This is a genomic window from Planctomonas psychrotolerans (assembly GCF_008642235.1).
GTDB classification, from domain to species: Bacteria; Actinomycetota; Actinomycetes; order Actinomycetales; family Microbacteriaceae; genus Planctomonas; species Planctomonas psychrotolerans.
This window is the reverse complement of sequence record NZ_SJEV01000001.1, coordinates 1,422,346-1,446,197: the sequence shown is the minus strand read 5'-3', so window position 1 is coordinate 1,446,197 and position 23,852 is coordinate 1,422,346. Positions and strand designations below refer to the sequence as shown.

The 23,852-nt window shown below is 67.0% G+C and carries 22 protein-coding genes; 7 read left to right on the top strand and 15 right to left on the bottom strand.

What is annotated here, in order from left to right; genetic code table 11:
- The 7 genes from kdpC to EY822_RS06490 all read right to left on the bottom strand — a co-directional run bounded on the left by kdpC (position 1) and on the right by EY822_RS06490 (position 7,470).
- Complete coding sequence (kdpC, locus tag EY822_RS06520) at positions 1-609, bottom strand: potassium-transporting ATPase subunit KdpC (RefSeq protein WP_150307527.1); 609 nt, start codon at positions 607-609, stop codon at positions 1-3.
- A 33-nt stretch (positions 610-642) separates the two neighbouring features.
- On the bottom strand, positions 643-2,805 hold the full coding sequence (gene kdpB, locus EY822_RS06515; protein ID WP_150307525.1) for a potassium-transporting ATPase subunit KdpB: 2,163 nt from the start codon (positions 2,803-2,805) through the stop codon (positions 643-645).
- A gap of 3 nt (positions 2,806-2,808) precedes the next feature.
- On the bottom strand, positions 2,809-4,482 hold the full coding sequence (kdpA, locus tag EY822_RS06510) for a potassium-transporting ATPase subunit KdpA (protein WP_150307524.1): 1,674 nt from the start codon (positions 4,480-4,482) through the stop codon (positions 2,809-2,811).
- Between the two features lie 2 nt (positions 4,483-4,484).
- Positions 4,485-4,571: a potassium-transporting ATPase subunit F gene (locus EY822_RS06505; protein ID WP_033373121.1), complete on the bottom strand. Its 87-nt coding sequence runs from the start codon at positions 4,569-4,571 to the stop codon at positions 4,485-4,487.
- A 363-nt stretch (positions 4,572-4,934) separates the two neighbouring features.
- On the bottom strand, positions 4,935-5,543 hold the full coding sequence (locus EY822_RS06500; protein WP_150307523.1) for a TetR/AcrR family transcriptional regulator: 609 nt from the start codon (positions 5,541-5,543) through the stop codon (positions 4,935-4,937).
- A 74-nt stretch (positions 5,544-5,617) separates the two neighbouring features.
- Positions 5,618-6,559, bottom strand: a complete 942-nt coding sequence (locus tag EY822_RS06495) for an aldo/keto reductase (RefSeq protein WP_150307521.1) — start codon at positions 6,557-6,559, stop codon at positions 5,618-5,620.
- A 245-nt stretch (positions 6,560-6,804) separates the two neighbouring features.
- Positions 6,805-7,470 (bottom strand): EamA family transporter, encoded by a 666-nt coding sequence (locus tag EY822_RS06490; RefSeq protein WP_227497078.1) that lies wholly within the window; start codon positions 7,468-7,470, stop codon positions 6,805-6,807.
- Between the two features lie 357 nt (positions 7,471-7,827).
- Here EY822_RS06490 and EY822_RS06485 point away from each other — a divergent pair, with 357 nt between their 5' ends.
- Positions 7,828-8,211 (top strand): cupin domain-containing protein, encoded by a 384-nt coding sequence (locus EY822_RS06485; protein ID WP_150307519.1) that lies wholly within the window; start codon positions 7,828-7,830, stop codon positions 8,209-8,211.
- 514 nt (positions 8,212-8,725) lie between these two features.
- On the opposite strand, the gene EY822_RS06480 is transcribed toward EY822_RS06485, so the two are convergent.
- The 6 genes from EY822_RS06480 to EY822_RS06455 all read right to left on the bottom strand — a co-directional run bounded on the left by EY822_RS06480 (position 8,726) and on the right by EY822_RS06455 (position 14,444).
- Positions 8,726-9,160: a heat shock protein transcriptional repressor HspR gene (locus EY822_RS06480; protein WP_150307518.1), complete on the bottom strand. Its 435-nt coding sequence runs from the start codon at positions 9,158-9,160 to the stop codon at positions 8,726-8,728.
- Positions 9,161-9,224: 64 nt separating this feature from the next.
- The gene (locus EY822_RS06475; RefSeq protein ID WP_150307517.1) at positions 9,225-10,229 is read right to left on the bottom strand and encodes a DnaJ C-terminal domain-containing protein; all 1,005 of its coding nucleotides are present in this window, start codon (positions 10,227-10,229) and stop codon (positions 9,225-9,227) included.
- An 8-nt stretch (positions 10,230-10,237) separates the two neighbouring features.
- Positions 10,238-10,876 (bottom strand): nucleotide exchange factor GrpE, encoded by a 639-nt coding sequence (locus EY822_RS06470; RefSeq protein WP_150307516.1) that lies wholly within the window; start codon positions 10,874-10,876, stop codon positions 10,238-10,240.
- A gap of 2 nt (positions 10,877-10,878) precedes the next feature.
- Positions 10,879-12,768: a molecular chaperone DnaK gene (dnaK, locus tag EY822_RS06465; protein WP_150307515.1), complete on the bottom strand. Its 1,890-nt coding sequence runs from the start codon at positions 12,766-12,768 to the stop codon at positions 10,879-10,881.
- 304 nt (positions 12,769-13,072) lie between these two features.
- Positions 13,073-13,645, bottom strand: coding sequence for a TetR/AcrR family transcriptional regulator (locus EY822_RS06460; protein ID WP_150307514.1), 573 nt, complete (start codon positions 13,643-13,645; stop codon positions 13,073-13,075).
- On the bottom strand, positions 13,638-14,444 hold the full coding sequence (locus tag EY822_RS06455) for an alpha/beta fold hydrolase (protein ID WP_150307513.1): 807 nt from the start codon (positions 14,442-14,444) through the stop codon (positions 13,638-13,640). Before EY822_RS06455 ends, EY822_RS06460 begins: the two co-directional genes overlap by 8 nt.
- Positions 14,445-14,527: 83 nt before the next feature.
- On the opposite strand from EY822_RS06455, the gene EY822_RS06450 reads away from it, so the two are divergent.
- The gene (locus tag EY822_RS06450; RefSeq protein WP_150307512.1) at positions 14,528-15,955 is read left to right on the top strand and encodes an MFS transporter; all 1,428 of its coding nucleotides are present in this window, start codon (positions 14,528-14,530) and stop codon (positions 15,953-15,955) included.
- Between the two features lie 187 nt (positions 15,956-16,142).
- Here the strand turns inward: EY822_RS06450 and EY822_RS06445 are convergent, their stop codons facing one another.
- Positions 16,143-17,162 carry a sigma-70 family RNA polymerase sigma factor gene (locus EY822_RS06445; protein WP_150307511.1) on the bottom strand — a complete coding sequence of 340 codons (1,020 nt, stop codon included), beginning with the start codon at positions 17,160-17,162 and terminating at the stop codon, positions 16,143-16,145.
- Between the two features lie 140 nt (positions 17,163-17,302).
- Here EY822_RS06445 and EY822_RS06440 point away from each other — a divergent pair, with 140 nt between their 5' ends.
- From EY822_RS06440 to EY822_RS06430, 3 genes are all read left to right on the top strand, one after another.
- The gene (locus EY822_RS06440; protein WP_150307510.1) at positions 17,303-18,019 is read left to right on the top strand and encodes a TetR/AcrR family transcriptional regulator C-terminal domain-containing protein; all 717 of its coding nucleotides are present in this window, start codon (positions 17,303-17,305) and stop codon (positions 18,017-18,019) included.
- A gap of 191 nt (positions 18,020-18,210) precedes the next feature.
- Entirely contained in the window at positions 18,211-18,708 is a 498-nt protein-coding gene (locus EY822_RS06435; RefSeq protein WP_150307509.1) for a MarR family winged helix-turn-helix transcriptional regulator, read from the top strand.
- Between the two features lie 67 nt (positions 18,709-18,775).
- Positions 18,776-19,219 carry a DoxX family protein gene (locus EY822_RS06430; protein WP_150307508.1) on the top strand — a complete coding sequence of 148 codons (444 nt, stop codon included), beginning with the start codon at positions 18,776-18,778 and terminating at the stop codon, positions 19,217-19,219.
- Positions 19,220-19,321: 102 nt separating this feature from the next.
- Here the strand turns inward: EY822_RS06430 and EY822_RS06425 are convergent, their stop codons facing one another.
- On the bottom strand, positions 19,322-21,082 hold the full coding sequence (locus EY822_RS06425) for a glycoside hydrolase family 35 protein (protein ID WP_406610047.1): 1,761 nt from the start codon (positions 21,080-21,082) through the stop codon (positions 19,322-19,324).
- Between the two features lie 151 nt (positions 21,083-21,233).
- Between EY822_RS06425 and EY822_RS06420 the strand changes: the two genes are divergently transcribed.
- Both EY822_RS06420 and EY822_RS06415 read left to right on the top strand, forming a co-directional pair.
- A complete protein-coding gene (locus EY822_RS06420; RefSeq protein ID WP_227497077.1) occupies positions 21,234-22,763 on the top strand; it encodes an alpha-N-arabinofuranosidase in 1,530 nt (509 codons plus the stop codon).
- A gap of 36 nt (positions 22,764-22,799) precedes the next feature.
- The gene (locus EY822_RS06415) at positions 22,800-23,804 is read left to right on the top strand and encodes a LacI family DNA-binding transcriptional regulator (protein WP_227497076.1); all 1,005 of its coding nucleotides are present in this window, start codon (positions 22,800-22,802) and stop codon (positions 23,802-23,804) included.
- The last annotated feature ends 48 nt before the right edge of the window (positions 23,805-23,852 follow it).

Below are 23,852 nucleotides of genomic sequence, written 5' to 3'. Positions count from 1 at the left end.
CTAGCCTCCCATCGCTGCGAGGGCGACGTTCAGTCGGAGCACGTTGACGGTCCTCTCGCCGAGGTACCCCAGATCGCGGTCCTGAATGTTCGCCTCGACCACTGAACGTACGCCTGCTTCCGTCAGGCCCCGTTCGGCGGCCACCCGTGGAACCTGTAGCAGCGCATACTCCGGGCTGATGTGCGGGTCGACACCGGACGAGGAGGCGGTCACCGCATCGGCCGGGACCTCCTCGGGATCCACTCCGTTGACGTCGGCGATCTCAGCGCGACGCTCCTCGATCGCGGCGATGAGATCGGGATTCTCCGGGCCCAGGTTGGATCCGCTCGATGCGCCCGCGTCGTAGCCGTCGCCGGCCGCGGAGGGTCGAGGCTGGAACCACTCCGGAAGAGGGTTCCCGTCGGCATCGGAGAAGGACTGACCGATGAGACGGGAACCGATGGTCTCTCCGTCGACGCTCACCGTGGAGCCGTTCGCCTGGTTCGGGAGAGCGACCTGGCCGATACCGGTGATCACCAGGGGGTACCCGACGCCGAGTACGGCCGTGAGAAGGAGCATGGATCGGACGGCGACTCCGGCGGTCCGCAGGTGGGTTCGTGCTGCACTCATGATGTGTGGCTGCTTTCTCGTATGACCAGGGAATCAGAATCCCGGAATCAGGCTGACCACGACGTCGATCAGCTTGATACCGATGAACGGAGCGATGACCCCGCCCAGCCCGTAGACCAGGAGGTTCCTGCTCAGTACCGCGGATGCGCTCAAGGGACGGTACTTCACCCCGCGCAGCGCCAACGGGATCAGGGCGATGATGACGATCGCATTGAAGATGATCGCCGAGAGCACCGCGGAGGCAGGAGAATGCAGCCCCATGATGTTCAGCACCGTCAGTCCGGGGAAGACGCCGGCGAACATCGCGGGAATGATGGCGAAGTACTTGGCGATGTCGTTGGCGATGGAGAAGGTCGTCAACGCGCCGCGGGTGATCAGCAGCTGTTTGCCGATGGCCACGATATCGATGAGCTTGGTGGGATCGGAATCGAGGTCGACCATGTTCCCGGCTTCCTTCGCGGCCGAAGTCCCCGTGTTCATCGCCACCCCGACATCGGCCTGGGCGAGTGCGGGAGCATCGTTGGTGCCGTCGCCGGTCATGGCGACGAGCTTGCCGCCGGCCTGCTCCTTCTTGATCAACTCCATCTTGTCTTCCGGGGTCGCTTCCGCCAGGTACCCGTCGACACCCGCTTCCGCAGCGATCGCCTGGGCCGTCCGGGGATTGTCGCCGGTGATCATCATGGTGCGGATACCCATCGACCGCAGTTCGGCGAAGCGCTCCTTCAGCCCGTCCTTGACGACGTCCTTCAAGTGCACCACGCCGAGGATCCGCCCGTCGCCGCCCGGGGATAGCACCGCAACCACGAGCGGTGTTCCGCCGCTGCGGGAGATGCGGTCGATCTGCTCATCGAGGTCGGCACGCACCGAATCGTCCACCCGTGTCTCCTGCTCGATCCAGGCGATCACCGCGGAGCCTGCTCCCTTTCTGATGCGGGTGCCGTCGGGCTGATCGAGTCCGGACATGCGAGTCTGCGCGGTGAAGGGCACGACCTCACCGGTGGTCAGTTCCCCGACCTGGATGCCCTGCCTGGTCGCGAGGTCGACGATGGACGTGCCCTCGGGTGTGGGGTCGGCACGTGAGGACAGCGCGGCGGCGCGGATGAGGCTCTGTTCATCCACTCCGGCCAAGCGCACGAATGCGGATGCCTGCCGGTTGCCGTACGTGATGGTTCCGGTCTTGTCCAGCAGCAACGTGGTCACGTCTCCGGCGGCCTCGACGGCGCGGCCGGACATGGCCAGCACATTGTGCTGCACGAGGCGGTCCATCCCGGCGATGCCGATGGCGGAGAGCAGGGCGCCGATGGTCGTCGGGATGAGGCACACCAGGAGAGCGACGAGGACGGGCACACTCGCTTCCGCGCCGACAGAGGAGGCGATCGGGTTGATCGTCAGGGTGACGACCACGAAAATGATCGAGAGACTGGCCAGCAGCACATGGAGGGCGATCTCATTCGGTGTCTTCTGCCGGGAGGCGCCCTCGACGAGAGTGATCATGCGGTCCACGAAGGTTTCGCCGGGCTTGGAGGTGATCCGCACCACGATCCGGTCGGACAGCACGCGGGTGCCGCCGGTCACCGCGCTGCGGTCGCCGCCGGATTCGCGGACGACCGGGGCGGATTCACCGGTGATGGCCGACTCGTCGATGGACGCGATGCCCCAGACGATGTCGCCGTCGCCGGGAACGAGCTCTCCGGCCGTGATCACGACAACATCTCCCAGCCCCAGCTCGGCCGAGGACAGGTCGCTGATCTCTGCTTCGGCCGCCGATGGGTCGGCGGTCTCGTCGTAGGTCGTGACGCGGTGGGCGATGGTGCTGGTGCGGGTTCTGCGCAGGCTGTCAGCCTGAGCCTTGCCACGGCCTTCGGCCACGGACTCGGCCAGGTTCGCGAACAGGACAGTCAGCCACAACCAGATCGCGATCCCCCAGGTGAAACTGGCCGGGATCGTGGAACCTCCGGAGGCGTCCGGGCCGCCGAGGAATGGCTCGGCGATGGCGATGACGGTGGTGAGGACGGCACCGACCTCGACGATGAACATGACAGGGTTGCGCCACATCCGTCTGGGGTCGAGCTTGCGGAACGCGCCGGGTAGCGCCTCGCCCAGCGCGGCGGCACCGAAAGCATCGGATGTCTTTCTCGGTGTGTCCGGGTGGGAGGTCTCCGAACGCGCCGGTGGTGCGGTGGTGATGGTGGTCATGTCTTACAGCAGCCCTTCTGCGAGGGGTCCGAGGGTGAGAACCGGGAAGAACGTGAGAGCGGTCACGATGAGGGTGACGCCGACGAGGAGACCGGCGAACAGCGGCCGATGGGTGGGCATGGTTCCCGCGGTCACCGGCACCTTGTCCTGAATGGCGAAGGAGCCCGCGAGCGCGAGCACGAAGACGATCGGGATGAATCGGCCGAACAGCACGGCCAGGCCGAGTGCCGTGTTCAGCCATGGTGTATTGGCGGTCAGACCGGCGAAGGCCGACCCGTTGTTGTTCGACGCGGATGTGAAGGCGTACAGCACTTCCGAGAGCCCGTGATTGCCGGGATTCCAGATCGACGTGCTCTCCACATCGTCCCGGATGCCGGGGATCGCGAAACTCAGTGCCGTTCCGGTGAGAACGAGGATCGGCATCACCAGGATGTACAGGCTCGCCAGGGTGATCTGCGTCGGGCCGATCTTCTTTCCGAGGTACTCCGGAGTGCGACCGACGAGGAGCCCGGCGACGAAGACGGCGATGATCGCGAGGATCAGCAGGCCGTAGAGCCCGGAACCCACGCCACCGGGCGCGATCTCCCCGAGCATCATGTTAAGCATGGGGATCATGCCGCCGAGTGCGGTGTAGGAGTCGTGCATCGAGTTCACCGCCCCCGTCGACGTCAAGGTGCTGGTCGCACCGAAGAGGGTGGAGGCGAAGATGCCGAAGCGTTGCTCCTTCCCTTCCAGCGCACCGCCGGCAAGCTCGGGAGCGGTGCCGATGCCGGCGCGTTCCAACGACGTCAGGATCAGCGCCGAGGCCATGTAGAAGGTCGCCATGACGGCGAGAATCGCGTATCCCTGTCGGTCGTCCCCCACCAACCGGCCGAAGGTGCGGGGTAGGGAGAAGGGGATCATCAGCATCAGGACGATCTGGAGAAGGCTCGTCCACGCGGTCGGGTTCTCGAACGGATGCGATGCATTGACGTTGAAGAAGCCGCCACCGTTGGTGCCGAGATTCTTGATCGCCTCCTGGGAGGCGACGGGGCCGCCGGGGAGGGTCTGAGCGCCGCCACTGAGGGTGGTGATCTCCGTGAAACCGTTGAAGTTCTGGATGACCCCTCCCGCCAGCAGGACGAGCGCACTGAGCACTGAGATCGGAAGGAGCAAGCGCAGCGTGCCCCGGGTCAGATCCACCCAGAAGTTCCCGATGGTGGCCGCACGGCTACGCGCGATGCCTCGCACCAACGCGATAGCAACCGCGATGCCGACGGCGGCGGAGACGAAGTTCTGCACCGCCAACCCTGCCATCTGCACGGTGTAGCCCAGGGTGAGTTCCGGCGAATACGACTGCCAGTTCGTGTTCGTGACGAAGGATGCTGCCGTGTTGAACGAGAGCCCCTCGGGTACCGCCGGAAGACCTAATGAATACGGCAGCACGGCCTGGAAACGCTGCAGCAGGTACAGGACGACTACGCCGATACCGGAGAACCACAACACCCCCCGCATGTACGCCTGCCAGGTCTGTTCGGTTGCCGAGTCCACGCCGATCAGGCGATAGAACCCCCGCTCGACGGCGAGGTGCTTCTTCGAGGTGTAGATGCGGGCCATGTATTCGCCGAGCGGCCGGTACAGCAGCGCGAGGATCAGTGCCAGAGTGCCGAGCTGGAGCACCACGAACAGGATCTCCATGATCAGAATCGCTCCGGCTTCACGAGGGCGTACACCAGGTACACGATGGCGGCGATACCGAGGCCTGCGGCCAGGAGGGAGAAGAACATCACAGCTTCTCGACCCCCCTGCCGATGAGGCTGACGAGCGCGAAGACGGCGATGATGCCGATCACGTAGACGAAGTCGAGCACGATGTTTCCTTCTGGGAACGTCTCACACACCGGTCCAGGCGAGCGGCGCGGGCGCCCGCTCTGGGCGCGACACCTGATTAGACACCCGCCGCTTTCGGCGAAATCACCGTCCTAACGGAACGCAAACGGTCTTGCCGCGGAACCTAACAACACCCCTACGCCCGTTCCGCTCTGGGGCCTCACCTGTGCTCTTCAGCACCCCTGGTCGGGACGCTTCCACGGCCTATCCGCGGACGAATCGCCGTAGCGCAGCCGCCACAATGGCGCTCCTATCCGAAGCTCAGTCAGTCCAGTCGACGGCACGAAGCGCGGTGTCGGCGACACCGCGAAGTTCGCCCTCGCTGCGACCGGTGGCTGCCTGCACCGCGATACCATACGCCACGGTCATGATGTACGTCGCAAGCCGTCGCGGGTCCTCTCCTGCGGGAAGGTCGCCTTCAGTATGAGCTCGCTGAAACCGCTCCTCGAGGCGAGAGCCGCCGTCGTTGCGCCAGTCGACGAGCAGGTCGCGAGCCGGCGATCCGCTATCGCTTGTGGTGAGCGCACCCTGCACGCCCAGGCAGCCGTGCGGACTCTCGATCTGAGTGGTTGCACGCGCCGCACCTTTGAGGAGGGCCTCCGCGACTTCCCGCGCTGTCGACTCCTCCATCGCCCGGTGCCCATAAGACGCGGGCCCTTCGGTGTACAGCGCGACGACCTTGCGGAACAGCTCTTCCTTGTTCCCGAAGGCGGCATACATGCTGGTCTTCGTGATTCCCATGGCCCCGGTCAGATCGGCCAGACTCGCGCCCTCGTACCCCTTCGCCCAGAACACTTGCAGCGCCGCTGTCAGTGCCTCATCCAGGTCGAATTCCCGCGGGCGCCCGACGCGGCCGGTATCATCTGCCATCCGTTCATTGTACCGGGGAGTACACAATCCGAGACTCGGGGTGTCCCGGTCCCTCACCGACTATTCGTTCGTCCTCAGAACCGAGCGCCGGAAGCAGCGGGCAGTGCGTTCAGCCGATCGATCTGGGCGGCCGAGAGTGCGATGTCATCGACGGCCGTGTTCTCTTCGACACGCGCGACGCGCTTGGTGCCGGGGATCGGGGCAATGTCTTCACCCTGGGCGAGGAGCCATGCGAGAGCAACCTGTGCGGGCGTCCTCTCGACCTCTCGAGCGACGGCCTCCACCTCGTCGACGATCTGGAGATTGCGTTCGAGGCTGCCGCCGGTGAACCGGGGGTTGCTGCGGCGCCAGTCATCCGCATCAAGTCCCTCGAGTGACCTGATGCCCCCGGTGAGGAAGCCGTGCCCGAGTGGCGAGAACGGGACGAGCCCGATTCCCAGCTCGCGAAGCACCGGAAGAACCTCCGCCTCGGGATCCCTCGTCCACAGCGAGTACTCGGACTGCAGGGCTGCGATCGGATGCACTGCGTGCGCGCGTCGGATGGTGGCTGGATCCGCCTCGGAGAGTCCGATGTGCAGAACCTTCCCCTCCGCGATGAGATCGACGAGGGCGCCGACGGTCTCCTCGATGGGGGTGCCCGGGTCGGGGCGGTGCTGGTAGTAGAGGTCGATGTAGTCCGTCTGCAGCCGACGCAGCGAACCCTCCACAGCCTTGCGCACGTTCGCAGCACTGCTGTCGAGGCCTGTGCGGCCCGTGTGGGAGATGTGCCCGAATTTGGTCGCGAGCACGATATCGCCCCGGCGGCCGTGCACCGCACGCGCCACAAGCTCTTCGTTCACGAACGGGCCGTACACCTCCGCCGTATCGATGTGAGTGACTCCTCGTTCGAGGGCTCGATGGATGGTGCGGATCGACTCGGACTCGTCCTGACCGGCCCCGGTGTAGTAGGCGGACATGCCCATCACGCCGAGTCCGATACGGGATACCTGAAGGTCACCAAGAGAGATGTATTGCATGAATCGCCTTTCATCGGGAATGACTCGATCGCGATGTGCGTCTCCAGGCCCGCGCAGGGCGCACGTGGCAGAAACGACCGACCGTCGAAATGTCATCCTCGCAGATCTGCACCGCTCGGTACATAATCTAGCAGATGCGAACTCGGAGAGGCGAAAAGCCAGTGGACGAGCGATCTTCCCTCGGTAACGGCAAGGGCATAGATCGGTGAACGTCAGGCATGCGTAATTCTTCGGCGAGATCTGGGTCAGGTAAGGGCCCTGCGCGGCGGGATCGAACGGGCGGAGAGCGCGACGGCGCGGTGTTGCCGGTGCCCCGTCATCACGACGCCGACGCTCGCGGCGGTCACGAGCATGATCGCCACGAGCTGCCAGAAGGTCAGCAGCTGGTGGAGCACCGTAAGCCCGGCGAGTGCGGCTGCCACCGGACCGAGGCTCGAGAGCACCCCGAACGCTCGAGAGGGCATCCTCTTCAGCGCGAGGAACTCGAGCGCATAGGGGACCGATGACGTGAGCAGGGCGACCGCGGCGAATACGGCGAGAAGCCACGGCGCATCGAGGATCGCCCTGGTCGCCGACACAGCACCTATGGGCGCGACGATCAAGGCGGCGACGAGCAGCGCGGCCGACAACCCATCGACGCCGCGCACGCGTGACCCGAGCCGGGCGGACATCACGATGTACAGTGCCCAGAATGCCGCCGCCCCACCCGCAAGCAGCAGCCCTGCAGTCGACAGGCCGCCCCCGGCTTGCAGTCCGAGCAGGATGACACCAGCTACGGCGAGCAGCACCCAGCACGCATCGATCCATCGACGAATGCCACCGGCGGCGACCGCCAACGGACCGAAGAGCTCCACCGTCACGGCGACCCCGATGGGGATCTCGTCGATTGCGAGGTAGATCAAGCTGTTCATGCCGGCAAGGGCTGATCCGAGTGCGATCACACCGAACCAGGTACGAGCGTCCCATCGACGCATCCTGGGGCGAACAACCAGAGCAAGGATCACCGCCCCGAAGGAGACGCGCAATGCTGTCGCCCCGGTGGGACCTACCTGTTCGAAGAAGGACCCCGCCAATGCGTTGCCGAACTGCACGGCCAAGATCGCGATGAGTACGAGGACGGGAGCAGGGACGCGATGACTAAGGCCTGTGTCCATGATCGACAACTGTGCCATCTCATCGACACGTTCTCGTCCAGGGACGTCAGCGGAGGGCGTGACGGGTGGGTACTCGGCACCGCCTTCTTCGCCTCCTTCACGCACGATGGGTCTATGACTTCTCTTCAGGGAATCGACGTCGCCGCCGAGCTTCGACAGGTACACGCTCACTGGACCCCGCGGGTCATCGGCCGGGTGAACGACCAGTACATCAAGGTCGCCAAGCTGCTCGGCGAGCTGGTCTGGCACGCGCACGACGCCGAGGACGAGATGTTCCTCGTCATGTCGGGTACGCTCCGCATCCAGCTGCCCGATGACCAGGAGGTCGTGCTCACCCCCGGGCAGTTTCACGTCGTGCCACGAGGCGTGCAGCACAACCCGATCGCGGACGAGGAAGTGGAGATCGTCCTGATCGAGACGGTCACCACCGCACACACAGGCGACGTCATCGTCGAGGGCACCGTGCCGGTCGAGAAGCAGGTCGGCGGGTTCCGCTGACGTTCTCATGCACTCCGGACATTGAGCGATGACCGCCCATCACTAAGGGTGACCAACGCACTGGTCAGGAGGACGAGACCCACGATGGTCATCACGGTCGTGATCGCATCTTCATCCAGCATCAGGCTGTTTCCACTTCTTCAGGGGCCGGGATGAGACGTCATCGCGTCCAGAAGTCTTCCGGGCGCGCACCTTCGCGAAGGCCGAGGGATTCGAGAATGGCGGTGGTCGCGGGGAAGTTCGCCGGGTCGCCGCGGGCACGTGCGCATCGCTCCCGAACGACACGGATCGGAGCCGCTGTCCCAGAAGCACTCGATATGAACACGAGCATCGCCCGGGAGTGTCATGAGGGTCATGCTGCCACAGGGTGCGGCGCTGACGGCCAGCACGGTCGAATCGGGTGCCGCCGGCATCCGCGGGACCGTCCTGCCCCCTATCGGCCGCTCCTCTGAGCTCGCTCACTGCCCCCGACGTTGCGCTGCATGCAACGCGCGATCCGGGTGGATGCGGCCCGCTACTCGAGGCGGTTGGGGCGCCACACCACCAGATCGGTGGGCCGGTGCGCGCGGGTGCCGGCGCGCAACGAGATCACGTCGCCGTCGCCGCGCGCGGCGAACACCCGGCGTCCGGGGCGCTGCAGCAGTTCGTCGGCGAGCGCGCCCTCCAGCTCGCGCACCCGGCTCCGCAGCGCGATCACCTCGTTCTCCAGTTCGAGGATGCGGCTGATGCCCGCGAGGCTCACGCCCTCGGCGCCGAGCCGCGCCACCTCGCGAAGCTGCAGGATGTCGCGCATCGAGTAGCGGCGCGACTTGCCCGCCGTGCGCGTGGGGCTCACGAGACCCAGCCGGTCGTACTGACGCAGCGTCTGCGGGTGCATGCCCGCGAGTTCCGCCGCCACGGAGATGACGAAGATCGGGACGCTCTCGTCCACGGGACCCGGTCCGCTCATGATCCGCTCGTCCTCCCCCGGCGCGGGCGAACCCGCGCCGGTCGGAGGGTCCGGGCGCTCGTGGTCATGCCGATCGCGCACTCTCGAGCAGCCCGTCGCGGGGATTCTCGGCCGGACCGCCGGCGGCGAAGGCTTCGAGGGCCGTGCGCTGCGCATCCGTGAGTCGGCCGGGAACGGCCACCTCGATGCGGGCGAGCAGATCGCCCTCCCCCTTCGCGGTGTGCACTCCCCGACCCTTGACGCGCAGCACCTTGCCGCTCGAGGTGCCGGGCGCGACACGAAGCCGCACCGGATCACCACCGAGCGTGGGGACCTCGATGGTGGCGCCGAGCGCCGCCTCGAGGAAGGTCACCGGCACGTTCACGCGCAGGTTCAGTCCGTCGCGTTCGAACACCGGGTGCTTGCGCACCGTGACGGTGAGCATGAGGTCGCCGGGAGCACCGCCGTCGGGACTCGGCTCGCCCTTGCCGGGCAGCCGGATCTTCTGACCGTTGGTCACGCCCGGGGGGATGCGCACGCTGATCGGCTTGCCGTCCGCGGTCTGCAGGCGCACGGTGTCGCCCTTGGTGGCGGTGATGAAGTCGACCGTCGTCGTCGCGGTGAGGTCGCGCCCGGGGGTCGGACCGCCGAAACCGCGGAAGCCACCGGAGGGCTGGCCGAAGCCGCCGCCCCGATTGGCCCCGCCGAACATGCCGCCGAGGATGTCCTCGAAACCACCCTGCGAGTATGTGGTCCGTCCGCGCTGGGCGCCCCCGCCGAACATGTTGCCGAACACGTCCTCGAAACCGCCCTGGCCGCCCGGGGCGCCGGAGGGCGCACTGAAGCGCGCCCCGGAGCCCATCGCCCGCACCTGGTCGTACTCGCGCCGCTGCTCGGGATCGCTCAGCACGGAATGCGCCTCGCTGATCTCCTTGAACTGCGCTTCGGCCTTCGCATCGCCCGGGTTCGCATCCGGATGATACTTACGGGCGAGCTTGCGGTAGGCCTTCTTCAGGTCTCCCGCAGAGACGTCCTTCGGCACGCCAAGGATCTTGTAGAAGTCCTTGTCGAACCAGTCCTGGCTAGCCATGGTGCGAGCTAGCCGTTGTCCGGCGTGTCCACGACGACCTTGGCCGCGCGCAGCAGCGAGTCGCCGACGAAGTATCCGCTCTCGACCACGTCGGCAACGGTCGCCACGGTGACCTCGGGGTTGTGCTTCTGGAAGATCGCGTCGTGCAGTGTGGGATCGAACGGGTCGCCCACCGCACCGACCGGCGCGAGGCCGAGCGCCGCGATGCTCGACCGGAGCTTTTGCGCGATCGCGGAGAACGCGGTTCCCTCGGCGAGGTCGCCGTGCTTCTCGGCGCGATCGAGGTCATCGAGCACGGGGAGCAGCATCTTGGCCACGTCACCGATCGCCCGACTGCGGTCGAGCTCCCGGTTGGCCTCCGTGCGCTTGCGGTAGTTCGCGTATTCCGCCGTGACGCGCTTGAGGTCCACGAGGTGCTCGTTCTGCTGCGCGGCCGGCTCGGACGGCGCTGCCGCCTCGGCGTTCAGCAGGTCTTCGAGTTCTTCGTCCAGTTCGGTGGAGGACGTCTCCACATCGGGCCCCTCGGCCTCGATGAAGGCGGCATCCTCGACCGGCTGCCCGGTGGACGGGTCCGCGGCGGCTGCCCCGGACCCGTCCTCGGCGCGACCGTCCGCGAACTCGTCGTTGTTGGACTTGTCGGTCGCCATGGTTACTTGTTTCCGTCCTTCTCGTCTTCGTCAACGACCTCGGCGTCGACGATGTCCTCGTCGCTGGAGTCGGTGGCGCTGTCGGCGCCGGACGCACCGTCGGTGCCTTCGGGTCCGGCCGCTCCGGCCGCGGCATCCGCCTGGCTGGAGGCGTAGATGGCCTCGCCGAGCTTGGTCTGACTCTCGTTCAGCTTGTCGAACGCGGTCTTGACCGCGTCGTCGTCGTCACCGGCGAGCGCGCTCTTCAGCGCGTCGACGTCGCCCTGCACGTCGGACTTCACGTCGTCCGGCAGCTTGTCGTCGTTCTCCTTGATGAGCTTGTCGATCGAGTAGGCGAGCTGCTCGGCGCTGTTGCGGGTCTCGGCCGCCTCGCGGCGCTTCTTGTCCTCCGCCGCGTGCTCTTCGCCCTCGCGCACCATGCGCTCGATGTCCTCCTTCGCGAGCGAGGATCCGCCCGTGATGGTCATCGACTGCTCCTTGCCGGTGCCCTTGTCCTTCGCCGACACGTGCACGATGCCGTTGGCGTCGATGTCGAACGTGACCTCGACCTGCGGGATGCCGCGGGGGGCCGGGGCGATACCGGTGAGCTCGAAGGTGCCCAGGTTCTTGTTGTCGCGGGTGAACTCGCGCTCGCCCTGGAAGACCTGGATCGCCACGGACGGCTGGTTGTCATCCGCCGTGGTGAAGGTCTCGCTGCGCTTGGTGGGGATGGCGGTGTTGCGCTCGATGAGCTTCGTCATGATGCCGCCCTTGGTCTCGATACCGAGGCTCAGGGGGGTCACGTCGATGAGCAGCACGTCCTTGCGCTCACCCTTCAGCACGCCGGCCTGCAAGGCGGCACCCACGGCGACGACCTCGTCGGGGTTCACACCCTTGTTCGGCTCCTTGCCGCCGGTGAGCTTCTTGACGAGCTCGGCCACAGCGGGCATGCGGGTCGAGCCACCGACGAGCACCACGTGAGCGATGTCGTTGACCGAGACGCCGGCCTCGCGGATGACGTCCTCGAACGGCTTGCGGGTGCGGTCGATGAGGTCGCTGGTGAGCTCTTCGAACTTCGCTCGTGTGAGCGACTCGTCGAGGTTCGCCGGGCCGTTGGCGGTGAGCGAGAGGTACGGCAGCTGGATGCTGGCGCTCATCGAGGAGGACAGTTCCTTCTTGGCCTGCTCCGCGGCCTCCTTGAGGCGCTGCTTGGCGATCTTGTCGTTGGAGACGTCGACGCCCGTGGACTCCTTGAACCGCTTGATCAGGTGATCGACGATCCGCTGGTCCCAGTCGTCGCCACCGAGGCGGTTGTCACCGGCGGTGGAGCGCACCTGGATGGTGGAGAAGTCCTCGTCCTTACCCACTTCGAGCAGCGACACGTCGAACGTTCCGCCACCGAGGTCGAAGACCAGGATGAGCTCGTCCTCCTTGCCCTTGTCGAGGCCGTAGGCCAGCGCGGCTGCGGTGGGCTCGTTGATGATGCGGAGCACGTTGAGGCCCGCGATCTCACCCGCCTCCTTGGTGGCCTGACGCTCGGCGTCGTTGAAGTACGCGGGAACGGTGACCACCGCGTCGGTGACGGTGTCGCCGAGGTACTGCTCTGCGTCGCGCTTCAGCTTCGCGAGGATGCGGGCAGAGATCTCCTGCGGCGTGTACTTCTTGCCGTCGACCTCGGTGTTCCAGTTGGTGCCCATGTGACGCTTGACCGACGCGATGGTGCGGTCGACGTTCGTGACGGCCTGGCGCTTGGCGGTCTCACCGACCAGCACCTCGCCATCCTTCGTGAATGCGACGACGGAGGGCGTGGTGCGCGCTCCTTCGGCGTTGGCGATGACGGTGGGTTCTCCACCCTCGAGGACCGATACCACCGAGTTGGTGGTACCGAGGTCGATTCCTACTGCACGAGCCATGCGCGTGTGTCTCCTTATGTCGTGGTGCGGGATGCGAAAAGCTTGGGGGTGCGGCCACCCCTCCAAGGGTTGAGCCGCGATGACTCAAGTTTACCGGTCGCGTGATTCGCGTCAAGTTCGCCCGCTGCAAAGTTGATGTGAGCCGACTCAACTCCGTCGCGGTCTCCGCGCTGTCCACGGTCCCTGAACCGAATGGACGCCCAATACGGTCCCTGAGCCTGTCGAAGGGACGGAAGGACGACACACGCGCCGCTTCGACAAGCTCAGCGACCGCATCCCCGGTCGAGGGGATGGAACGCAGCGCTCAGCGCCCGCCCGTCCACCCGTCGAGGGCCGCATGCAGGCTGTCGACGAGGCGAGCGAAGGACGCATCGATGTCGCGGGGCAGGCCGAATCCCCCGGATCGTTCGATGTCGACGAATCCATGCAGAGAGCTCCGCACCACGCGCGCGGCGTCGACCGCGTCATCACCGTCGATCCCGTAGCCGCGCAGGATTGCGAACACGGAGCCCACCACGCGATCCGCGTGGGCAACATGCGGGGCGTCATCCGGCAGGGGCACCCGTTGCGTCGCCGGATACAGTCGGGGCCGCTCGAGCGCATAGGAGCGGTATGCCGCCGCGACGGACCGCAGCGCATCCTCTCCGGCGCGTCCCTCCGTCGCCGCGGCGAGCGCATTCCCCAGTTCCTCCGTGGCGAGCGCCGAGAGGCGGCGGTGCAGCGCGGCGATGCTCGGCACATGCTTGTAGAGGCTCGGCACAGCAACACCCACGCGGGAGGCGAGGGCGGCGAAGGTGAGCGACTCGAGACCGACCTCGTCCACGAGGGCGGCCGCTTCCCGGGTCACCACGTCGGGCGTGAGCCCGGCCCTAGGCACGCGCGAACACCGAGCTGACGAACGCCACGAGGCGCGGGTTGACGAGTTCCGGATACTCGGTCATCGGATAGTGGCCGGCCTCCGGCACCATCAGCAGCTCCGCATCCACCGCAGCCGCGACGAACGACGCCTCCGCCGTCGCGTCCTTCCAGTCGGGATCTCTGGCTCCCATGACCACGAGCGCAGGGCAGCGCACCTCGCCAAGACGGGCCTCGGCCGGTGCGTGACTCGTGCGAGCGGTGCGGCGGAAGGAACGCCAGTGCGTGCCCCGGGAGAAGCTCGCGGACATGGCGGCGCGGTGCTCCGCCATGTCCACCGGCTGGCGGCCGGGAAAGAGCCGGCGGTAATAGGCGCCCCACACGTGCGGTCCCCACGGTTTCAGCAGCAGGGCGCGCATCGTGAGGCCGACGAGCGCATTCGACGAAGGGTTCCGAACGAACGGGGCGAGTAGCGCGAGACCGACGATGGAGTCCGGATGGTCGGCATGGGCGATCACCGCAGCTCCCGCCGCCATGGAGTTGCCGATGACGATCGCGGGGCCGTCGAGGTGCCGCACGAGCGCACCGATGTCAGAGGCGAGAGCCGCGTGGTCGAAGGTGTCGAAGTCGTCGTCGCTATCACCGTGACCGCGAAGGTCCATCGTTGCGACGCGGTACCCGGCGGCAACCAGGGCAGGGACGGTGAAGCGGTAGGCGGAGCGGAGCTCCCCCATACCGGGAACGCAGAGCACGAGGGGGCCGGAGCCGTGGACGTCGTAGGCGATGCGTCCGCGTCCGCGTGAGAGGTGGCTAATGGTCATGTCCTAAAAGCTAATGCAATTAGCCAACCGACACAAGGGGGTAATCGATGGGTTCGCGCGGAAGCCCCAGTAGGTTGTGAGTCATGACCGACTCGCCCCGCACGCCCGCGTCGGTTCCGGAGCCCGACGGAGGGCGAGCCCAGACCCTCGCCGACGGCACCCGGGTTCCCCGCGGGCGCGTCGTCTCGTGGGCCCTGTGGGACTGGGGGTCGGCCGCGTTCAACGCGGTGGTCACCACCTTCGTCTTCAGCACCTACCTCGCGAGCACCCTGTTCATCGACGCGGACATCCTTGCCGCCGCCGGGGACGACGCGCGCGACCCGGCGCTCGTGCGGGCCCTCGCCGAGAACGCGACCGTCATCTCCACGGCACTCGCCATCGCCGGGGTGCTGGTGGCCCTGTTCGCGCCGGTACTCGGCCAGCGCTCCGACGGATCGGGTCGGCGCAAATTCTGGCTCGGCATCAACACCGCCATCGTGGTGCTGGCGATGGCGGCCATGTTCTTCGTGCTCCCCGAGCCGAATTACCTCGTGTTCGGTGCCGCCCTGCTCGCTGCGGGCAATCTGTTCTTCGAGTTCGCCGGCGTCAACTACAACGCGATGCTCGTGCAGGTGTCGACGCCGCGCACGGTGGGACGCGTCTCGGGATTCGGCTGGGGAATGGGGTACGTGGGCGGCATCGTGCTGCTGGCCGTGCTGCTCGCCCTCTTCCTCTTCAACTTCGGAAGCGACACCACCCGCGGAATCCTCGCATTGCCGACGGGCGAGGCCGGTGGATCGCTCGACGTGCGGATCGCCATCCTGGTGGCCGCCGCCTGGTTCGGGCTGTTCGCGCTGCCCGTGCTGTTCCGGGTGCCGGAGATCCCGCCCGCGCGCCGCGAGGCGAAGGTCGGGTTCTTCGCGTCCTACGCGCTGCTGTTCCGCACGATTCGGGCGCTCGCCCGTCGAAGCCCGCAGGTGCTGCTGTTCCTGCTCGCGAGCGCGGTGTTCCGCGACGGGCTCGCCGCCGTGTTCACCTTCGGCGCGATCATCGCCGCACAGGTATTCGGCTTCACCTTCACCGAGGTCCTCTTGTTCGGCATCGCCGCCAACGTGGTTGCCGGCATCGGAACCTTCCTCGGCGGCATCGTCGACGACCGCTTCGGCGCGAAGACCGTCATCCTCGCCTCACTCGTGTGCCTCGTGCTCGGCGGCACATCCGTGTTACTCGTCGGCGACGAGAAGGGCGGATTCTGGATCGCGGGACTCTTCCTCTGCCTGTTCGTCGGCCCCATCCAGGCGTCGAGCCGCAGCTTCCTCGCCCGCATCACGCCGCCCGGACGCGAAGGCGAAATCTTCGGCCTGTATGCGACCACCGGTCGCGCGGTGAGTTTCCTCGCACCCGCCCTCTTCGGCCTCGCCGTCGCGATCACGGGCGACACCCGGTTCGGCATCATCGGCATCGTGGTGGTGCTCCTGATCGGCCTGTTGCTGATGATCCCCGTGAAGCCGCGCCCCGCCGTCATCGACTGACGCGTCGCACGCCGCACGGTCGCTGAGTCGATGAGCCTGTCGAAGCGGCGCACGTCGGGTCCCCACGGTCGCTGAGCCTGTCGAAGCGGCGCACGTCGCGTCCCCACGGTCGCTGAGCCTGTCGAAGCGGCGCACGTCACGTCCCTTCGACAAGCTCAGGGACCGGAGAGGCGATGCAGCCTCGCGGTCAGTCCTCGAGGTACCCGCGATCGGCACGCTGTCGCAGGTGGACGAGGATCTTCGCCTCGAGTTGGCGGATCCGCTCCCGGGTGACGCCGTGGATCGTGCCGATCTGCTCGTAGGTTCTTGTGTGCGCGCCGTCGAGACCGAAGCGCATGGTGATGATGTCGCGGTCCCGGGCGGGCAATGAGTCGATGAGCGAGGAGACGTGCTGATTCATCATCGCGTCCGCCACCAGGTCGAGAGGCTCCGTCGCATTCGCGTCCTCGACGACGTCACCGAGCTCACCGCCCGTGACGTCGTCACCCAGTGCGATGTGCAGCGAGATCGGGTCGCGACCCTGAGCCCGCAGGGTGTTCACGACGTCCACGGACAGGCTCGCCCCGGCTGCGACCTCGCGCATGGTCGGTTCGCGACCGGACTCCGTGCGCAGTTCGGCCTCGACGTGGGCGATCTTGTTGATCGCTTCCACGGTGTGCACGGGGATGCGGATGGTCCGGGCCTGGTTGGCCAAGGCGCGGGTGATGGACTGGCGGATCCACCAGGAACCGTAGGTGGAGAACTTGAACCCGGTGGTGAAATCGAACTTCTCGACCGCGCGAACGAGGCCGATGTTGCCCTCCTGGATGACGTCCATGAAGTGCATGCCGCGGCCGGCGTAACGCTTGGCGATACTGACCACCAGGCGGAGGTTCGCGCGAACCAGGGCCTCCTTGGCCACCTTGCCGTCATGCGCGAGCCACGTGAGGTTGCCGCGGAGTTCGTCTGCGAGGTCCGCATCGGTGTCCAGCCTCTCCTGCGCCAGCACGCCGGCCTCGATGCGCTTGGCGAGGGAGACCTCCTCCTCGGCCGTCAGCAATGGCACCTTCGACAACTGGCGCAGGTAATCCTTCACCGCATCCGTCGAGGCACCCGCGATTCCCCCTGCACGAGACTCGATGTCATCGTCCTCGCCGGGCCCGAAGCGGAGGACGACGTCCCCGTCGGGGGCGGCTGTAGCCGCTGGTGCGTCCCCGGCGAGCGTCATGTGTCATTCCCTCGTGATGGTCGGTGCCACTCCCCCGCGGCTTACGTCGTAAGTCCCGGCGCGAGCTTACAGCGTAAGCACGCTCGCGGGTCGTCTGGGCGCGCACCGAGCTAGGTTGGACGAAAGGAAAAGGTGCAGCTGTGACGGAACGCGGGACGAGGGCCGGAAATCGATCGGCAGCACCCAAACTCAGCCGGGATGTGATCGTGCGGACGGCCCTGGCTCAGATCGACCGGTCGGGCGCGCAAGGACTCTCGATGAGGTCCCTCGCGCAGGAGCTCGGCGTCGAAGCCATGTCCCTGTATCGCTACGTGCACGGGAGGGAAGATCTCCTCGAAGGGGTCGTGGCGCTCCTGATGGGCGACCTCACGTCGAGTCTCGACGACGAGCTCAGTGAGCACTGGCAGGGGTTCCTTCAGACGGTCGCACACGAGGTGCGCCTCATCGCGATCGACCATCCGATGGCCTTTCCGCTGGTCGCCACCCGTCATCCGTCGGCACCGTGGCTCCGCCCGCCACTGCGGAGCGTGGATGTGGTCGACACCTTCCTGAGAACCCTGATCGGTCACGGATTCTCCGATGCCCAGGCCGTGAGCGCCTACCGGTCGTTCAGCAGCTTCCTGCTCGGCCACCTGCTTCTCGAATCGGCGGTCCGCGGGGCGGAGACCGGTCCGGTGGAGGAACCCCTCGACGAAGGGAACGCCGCCATCCCCGAGGGCGACGGCAAGCTCGGGCTGGACGACGCGCCAGAAGTCCGCAGGCTGCGCAGCCTGCTCAGCGAGGATCGTAGCGATGAGGAGTTCGAGATCTCCCTCGAACTCCTGCTCGATCGCTTGAACCGGCAGCTCACGCAATAGTCGCGCCCCCCGAATGGACGCCCGCCCGCCGCCGGCTGGTGCGACCTCGGTTCGGAAGATTCGACCGCCGGGCGACTGACGCGCGGATGACGGCTGGCTGTCGGCCCGCATTTACTTGACGCTTCAAGGATACCGCCGCTGATATACTTGAAGCTTCAACAAGTAGCCGCACCACCGCAGGGAAGGTCGACGTGTCCGAACCACGGTGGTTGACCGACGCCGAGATGCAGGCGTGGCTGCGGGTCCTCCGGCTCGTCATGCTGCTGCCGGGCTCGCTGGACCGTCACCTGCGGCGCGCCGCAGGCCTGACACACGCGTCGTACACGATCCTCGCGATCCTGTCCGACGCACCCGAACGATCGATGAGGATGGCCGAGCTCGCCCGCCAGTCCGCGACGTCCCAGAGCCGGCTCTCTCACGTGGTCGCCGCTCTCGAGCAGCGCGGCTGGGTGACCCGCAGTCCGAGCCCCTCCGACGGGCGCGGGCTGATCGCCGCACTCACCGAGGAAGGCGTGCGAGTGCTCGAGCGAACGGCTCCCGGGCACGTCGCGCAGGTCCGCGCCACCGTCCTGGATCCGCTCAGCCCGGACGAGATCGCCCAGCTCTCGACGCTGCTCGGCAAGATCGTCGACTCGATCGAGGCCGACGACGTCCGCACCACCGACCCCGACGCACCCGCCACCCCCTGAGCACCCGGCACGGCACCGAGCCAACCCGCCCTACGAGCACCACCCCTCACCGACAGGAGAACTTTCCATGCGCACCCTGCTCCACCCCGCCCGCACGACACCGGCCCTCCACGACATCACCCTGCTGCTCGCCCGGATCGCGATCGGCATCATCCTGCTGGCCCACGGCTGGCAGAAGTACAGCGAGTTCACCCTCGACGGCACCACCGCCGCGTTCGGCGACATGGGCGTTCCTGTGCCGGCCGCGGCCGCGCTGTTCGCGACCGTCGTCGAGATCCTCGGTGGGCTGGCACTGATCCTCGGCATCCTCACGCCGGTGTTCGCCGCATTGAACATCGTCAACCTGCTCGGGGCTTTCCTGATCGTGCACGCGGGGAACGGTCTGTTCATCGACAACGGTGGGTACGAACTGGTGCTCGCGCTGATCGCCGGCCTCGTGCTCATCTTCGCCCTCGGCGCCGGTCGGTTCAGCGCCGATCGACTGATCACCCGTCGCCTGCGCGCCTCCTGAAAAACTCAGGTCCAGTGCTCGTCGAGCCACCTCCGTCACTGGTCAGCACATCGCGCCCGACGGAGATCACCGAGCGGATAGGCGCCAAGCACCGAGCACCGCTCAGATCTCGGTGTGTCCGAGACCCGGCGCGGGCACGAGGCGGAGCACCGGGTCGGCGGACGACTCGAGTTCGAGCACGGCCACGTCGTTCCATCCTGCGCGGGTGACGGGTGCTGGCACGTACAGGGTGCGCTGCGGGCCGCGACGCCAGTACCGGCCGAGCAGGAAGCCGTTCACCCAGACCAGTCCCTTGCCCCAGTGCAGGGTGTCCAGGAAGAGGTCGGCGGGTTCGTCAAGCTCGAACGAGGCCGATGCGAGCGACGGTCCCGCTGACGGAGCGCTCCGCTCGGTGGCGAGGCCCGGGATCCGATCGAGGTTCACCGCGCGCGCGGTCCACGTGCCGACATCGATGCCGTTCACGGCGACGCCGCCGATGAGGCCCTTGTGCTCGCCGATGCGAGTCCCGTAGTTCACTCGCCCCTGGTTCTCGACGAGGATGGCCAGCTCTCCGGAGCCGCTCGGCAGCATGATCGCGCGCTCGTGACTGTCCCGCGCGAGCACGCCGACGGGTTGGCCGTTCAGCAGGACCCAGGCGCGGTCCCGCACTTCCTCGCCGATCACGAGGCGAGCGGGATCGGAACCGCCGTCGAGGGACGTCGTGAAGAGGACGTAGCCGTCCGAGAATCCGAGCTCGTCGAATGTCGCCAGGCGATCGAGCGACACGGCCTCCCCCACCCCGTCAGCGACGTCGAGCAGGGACGGTCCGGGTAGCAGCGGTGTCGTTCGTGCGGGGGCCGTGGGTCGCGTGCCCGGCTCCTCCTCGGGAACGGGGAAGTACCGTGCGATCACCTCGCGGAACATCCAGAACTTCTCCGTCGGGTGTCCGCTCTCGTCGAGCGGCGCGTCGTAGTCGTAGCTCGTCGTGATCGCCGCGTAGCGGCCCTTGTCGTTGGCGCCGCTCGTGAGGCCGAAATTCGTGCCGCCGTGGAACATGTACACGTTGACGGACGCGCCGGCCGCCAGGAGTGCGTCCAACTCCGCCGCCGAGGACTCGCCGGGAGTGGTGTGGTGCTGCGTACCCCAGTCGTCGAACCACCCGCACCAGAACTCCATGCACATGAGCGGCCCGGTGGGCTGGAACTCCCGAAGCGTTCCCAGCCGCTCGACCGCCCGCGAGCCGAACGACCCGGTCAGGTGGAGCCCGGGCAGGCTGCCGTCGGCGAGCATGCCCGGGGTCGGCTGATCGATCGTCGTGAGCGGCACGGTGATCCCCGCGTCGCGCGTGTTCCGCACCAGCTCGGCGAGATAGTCCTTGTCCGAGCCGTACGCGCCGTACTCGTTCTCGATCTGCACCAGCACCACCGGACCGCCGACGTCGATCTGCCGCGGAGCGACGATTCCGTAGACCTGCTGGAGGTACTCCCCCACGGCATCCAGGTACTGCGGCTCGGCGCGGCGCACTCCGACGTCGGACGTGCGGAACAACCATGCCGGCAGCCCGCCGTTGTCCCACTCGGCGCAGATGTACGGACCGGGTCGCACGATGGCGTGCATTCCCTCCGCGGCCACCAGGTCGAGGAAGCGCCCGAGATCGAGCCCGCCATCGGCCCGCCACTCGCCTCGCGCGGGCTCATGGGCGTTCCATGCGACGTAGGTCTCGATGGTGTTGAGACCCATCAAACGGGCCTTGTGAATGCGGTCCGCCCACAGGTCGGGGTGGATGCGGAAGTAGTGCAGCGCCCCCGACAGGATGCGCACCGGGCGGCCGTCGAGTTCGAAATCCGTCGCGCCGATGGCGAAGCGACTGGCGGGTGCGGTCATGGGCATCCGTTCGGTGGGGGACGGGGAAGCGTCGACCGCGAGGCGGCAGCGAATCGAAATCACACGCCGCTTCCCGTGTCGAGGGCTGCCACGAACTGGTTTATATCGATACAGTACGACAATCGCGCATCGCATTCGAAGGAGAATTTACGTGACAACCCCCGCAGAAGCCAGAATCGTCATCAATCTCGATGTCCCCGGCGCGGTGATCAGCCGCCACCTGTACGGACACTTCGCGGAGCACCTCGGCCGGTGCATCTACGGCGGATTCTGGGTGGGCGAGGACTCCGACATCCCGAACGAGGGCGGCATCCGCCTCGACGTCGTGGACGCCCTCAAGCGCCTCGGCATCCCCAACCTCCGGTGGCCGGGCGGATGCTTCGCCGACGAGTACCACTGGCGGGATGGGATCGGCCCCAAGGAAGAACGTCCCCGCATGGTCAACACGCACTGGGGCGACGTGGAGGAGAACAATCACTTCGGCACGCACGAGTTCATGCAGCTGTGCGAACTGCTCGGCGCCGACCCGTACGTGAACGGGAACGTCGGAAGCGGCACCGTGCAGGAGATGAGCGAATGGGTCGAGTACCTCACGCGAGCCGGTGACAGCCCGATGGCTCGACTGCGCCGGGAGAACGGCCGGGAAGAACCGTGGCGGGTGCCGTTCTGGGGCATCGGAAACGAGGCCTGGGGATGCGGTGGCAACATGAGCGCCGACCACTACGCCAATGAAGCTCGCCGGTACGCCACGTTCTGCCGCGATCACGGCGACAACCGGCTCTACCGCATCGCGGCAGGCGCTGCCGACGACGACGTGCGTTGGACGCGGTCGCTCATGGAGGCGCTCAACTGCTTGGGCTGCCAGCGCGAGCCGAAGTCGATCTTCCAGGCGGTGTCGTTCCACTACTACACGATCACCGGCCCGTGGGAGCACAAGGGCAGCGCGACCGAGTTCTCCATCGACGAGTACTACACGACGATGAGCAAGGCGCAGGAGGTGGAGCGTGTGCTTCAGGCGCACGCGACCATCATGGACGCCTACGATCCGGGAAAGCGGATCGGACTGGTGCTCGACGAGTGGGGCACCTGGTGGGACGTCGAACCCGGCACGAACCCCGGCTTCCTGTACCAGCAGAACACCATGCGCGATGCGCTCGTCGCCGGTGTGCACTTCGACGTCTTCCACCGGCACGCCGACCGGCTCACCATGGCGACGATCGCCCAGACCGTCAACGTGCTGCAGGCCATGATCCTCACCGACGAGGAGTCGGGCGCACTGGTGCTCACCCCGACCTACCACGTGTTCGAGATGAACCGGGGGCACCACGATGCGACCTCGGTCGCCGCGCACATCGTCGCCAAGCCCGACGCGCGGGCGACGGACGGTCGTACGGTCGAACTCGTATCCGCGTCGGCGTCGGTGAAGGACGGTGCGGGCCTGGTGTCTCTCAGCAACCTGGACGCCGAGGTTCCGCTCGACGTGGTCCTCGATCTCCGCGGTCTCACGGTGTCGGGGGCGAGCGGGCGCGTGCTGGCGGCGGCGGACGTCGCCGCTCACAACGATCCCTCCGCACCGGACGCCGTGGCACCGGCAGCGCTTCAGGTGACGGTGGACGGGCAGGGACTGCGCGTGACGCTTCCGCCGTCCTCGTTCGCCACCGTCTCCTTCGAGGTGGCCTGAGCGCACCACCTCTCGAGCGGCCCGTAGAGTGCCTCCATGGTGACGATGCAGGACGTGGCACGCGCCGCAGGCGTGTCGCCGATGACCGTGAGCAACGTGCTGAACGGGTATCCCCATGTGCGCGAGGACACGAGGGACAAAGTCCTCCGCGCCGTCGACGACCTGGACTACCGGGTGAACGTGGCGGCCCGCAACCTGCGTGCGGGCCGCACGAAGACGATCGGCTTCGCCGTGCCCGAGGCCGATCGCCCGTACTTCGGCCAGCTGGGCGCGAAGATCATCGCGCACGCAGCCACCCGGGGTTACCACGTGGTCATCGAACAGACCGGCGCCGACCGCGAGCGGGAGCTGCACACCATTGCGGGGTCGCGCAACCGGATGTACGACGGGCTCATCCTCTCGGTCGTGGGCCTCGGGACCCGCGACCGGGACCTGCTGCGCACGAACTTCCCCATGGTCATCCTCGGGGAGAGGGTCTTCTCCGGACCGGCCGATCACATCGCGCTGCCCAACACCGAGGGCACCTACGCCGCCACGCGGCACCTCATCGAGCGCGGCTGCCGCGACATCGCGATGGTCAAGGGGAATGACGACCTGTCGGACGCCAGCGTGACTGCCCTGCGTTACGACGGATTCCGGCGTGCTCTGCGGGACAGCGGTCTGGAGCACGACCCCGCCCGCGACATCGCAATCGAGGAGCTCACCATGGCGGGTGGACGGGAGGGAACGATGCGCCTCGTGGACTCCGGCGTCCGGTTCGACGGAGTCGTCTGCATCACTGACACGGTGGCGCTCGGTGTCATCCGCGGCCTCGTCGACGCCGGTGTATCCGTTCCCGGAGACGCGCGGGTCATCGGCTTCGACGGCATCGATGAGAGCGAGTTCAGCGTGCCCCGGCTGTCGACCATCGCCCCGGACCATGACGAGGTGGCCGCCCGCGCAGTCGACCTGCTTCTCGATCGGATCGCCGGCGGGGAGGACTGGCAGGCGCAGGAGTTCGTCGCGTCGTTCCGTCTGATCGAACGCGAGTCGACTGTCTGAGCCGATTTCAGCTGACCGAAAATTTTCTTTACTTTCTGTATCGATCCA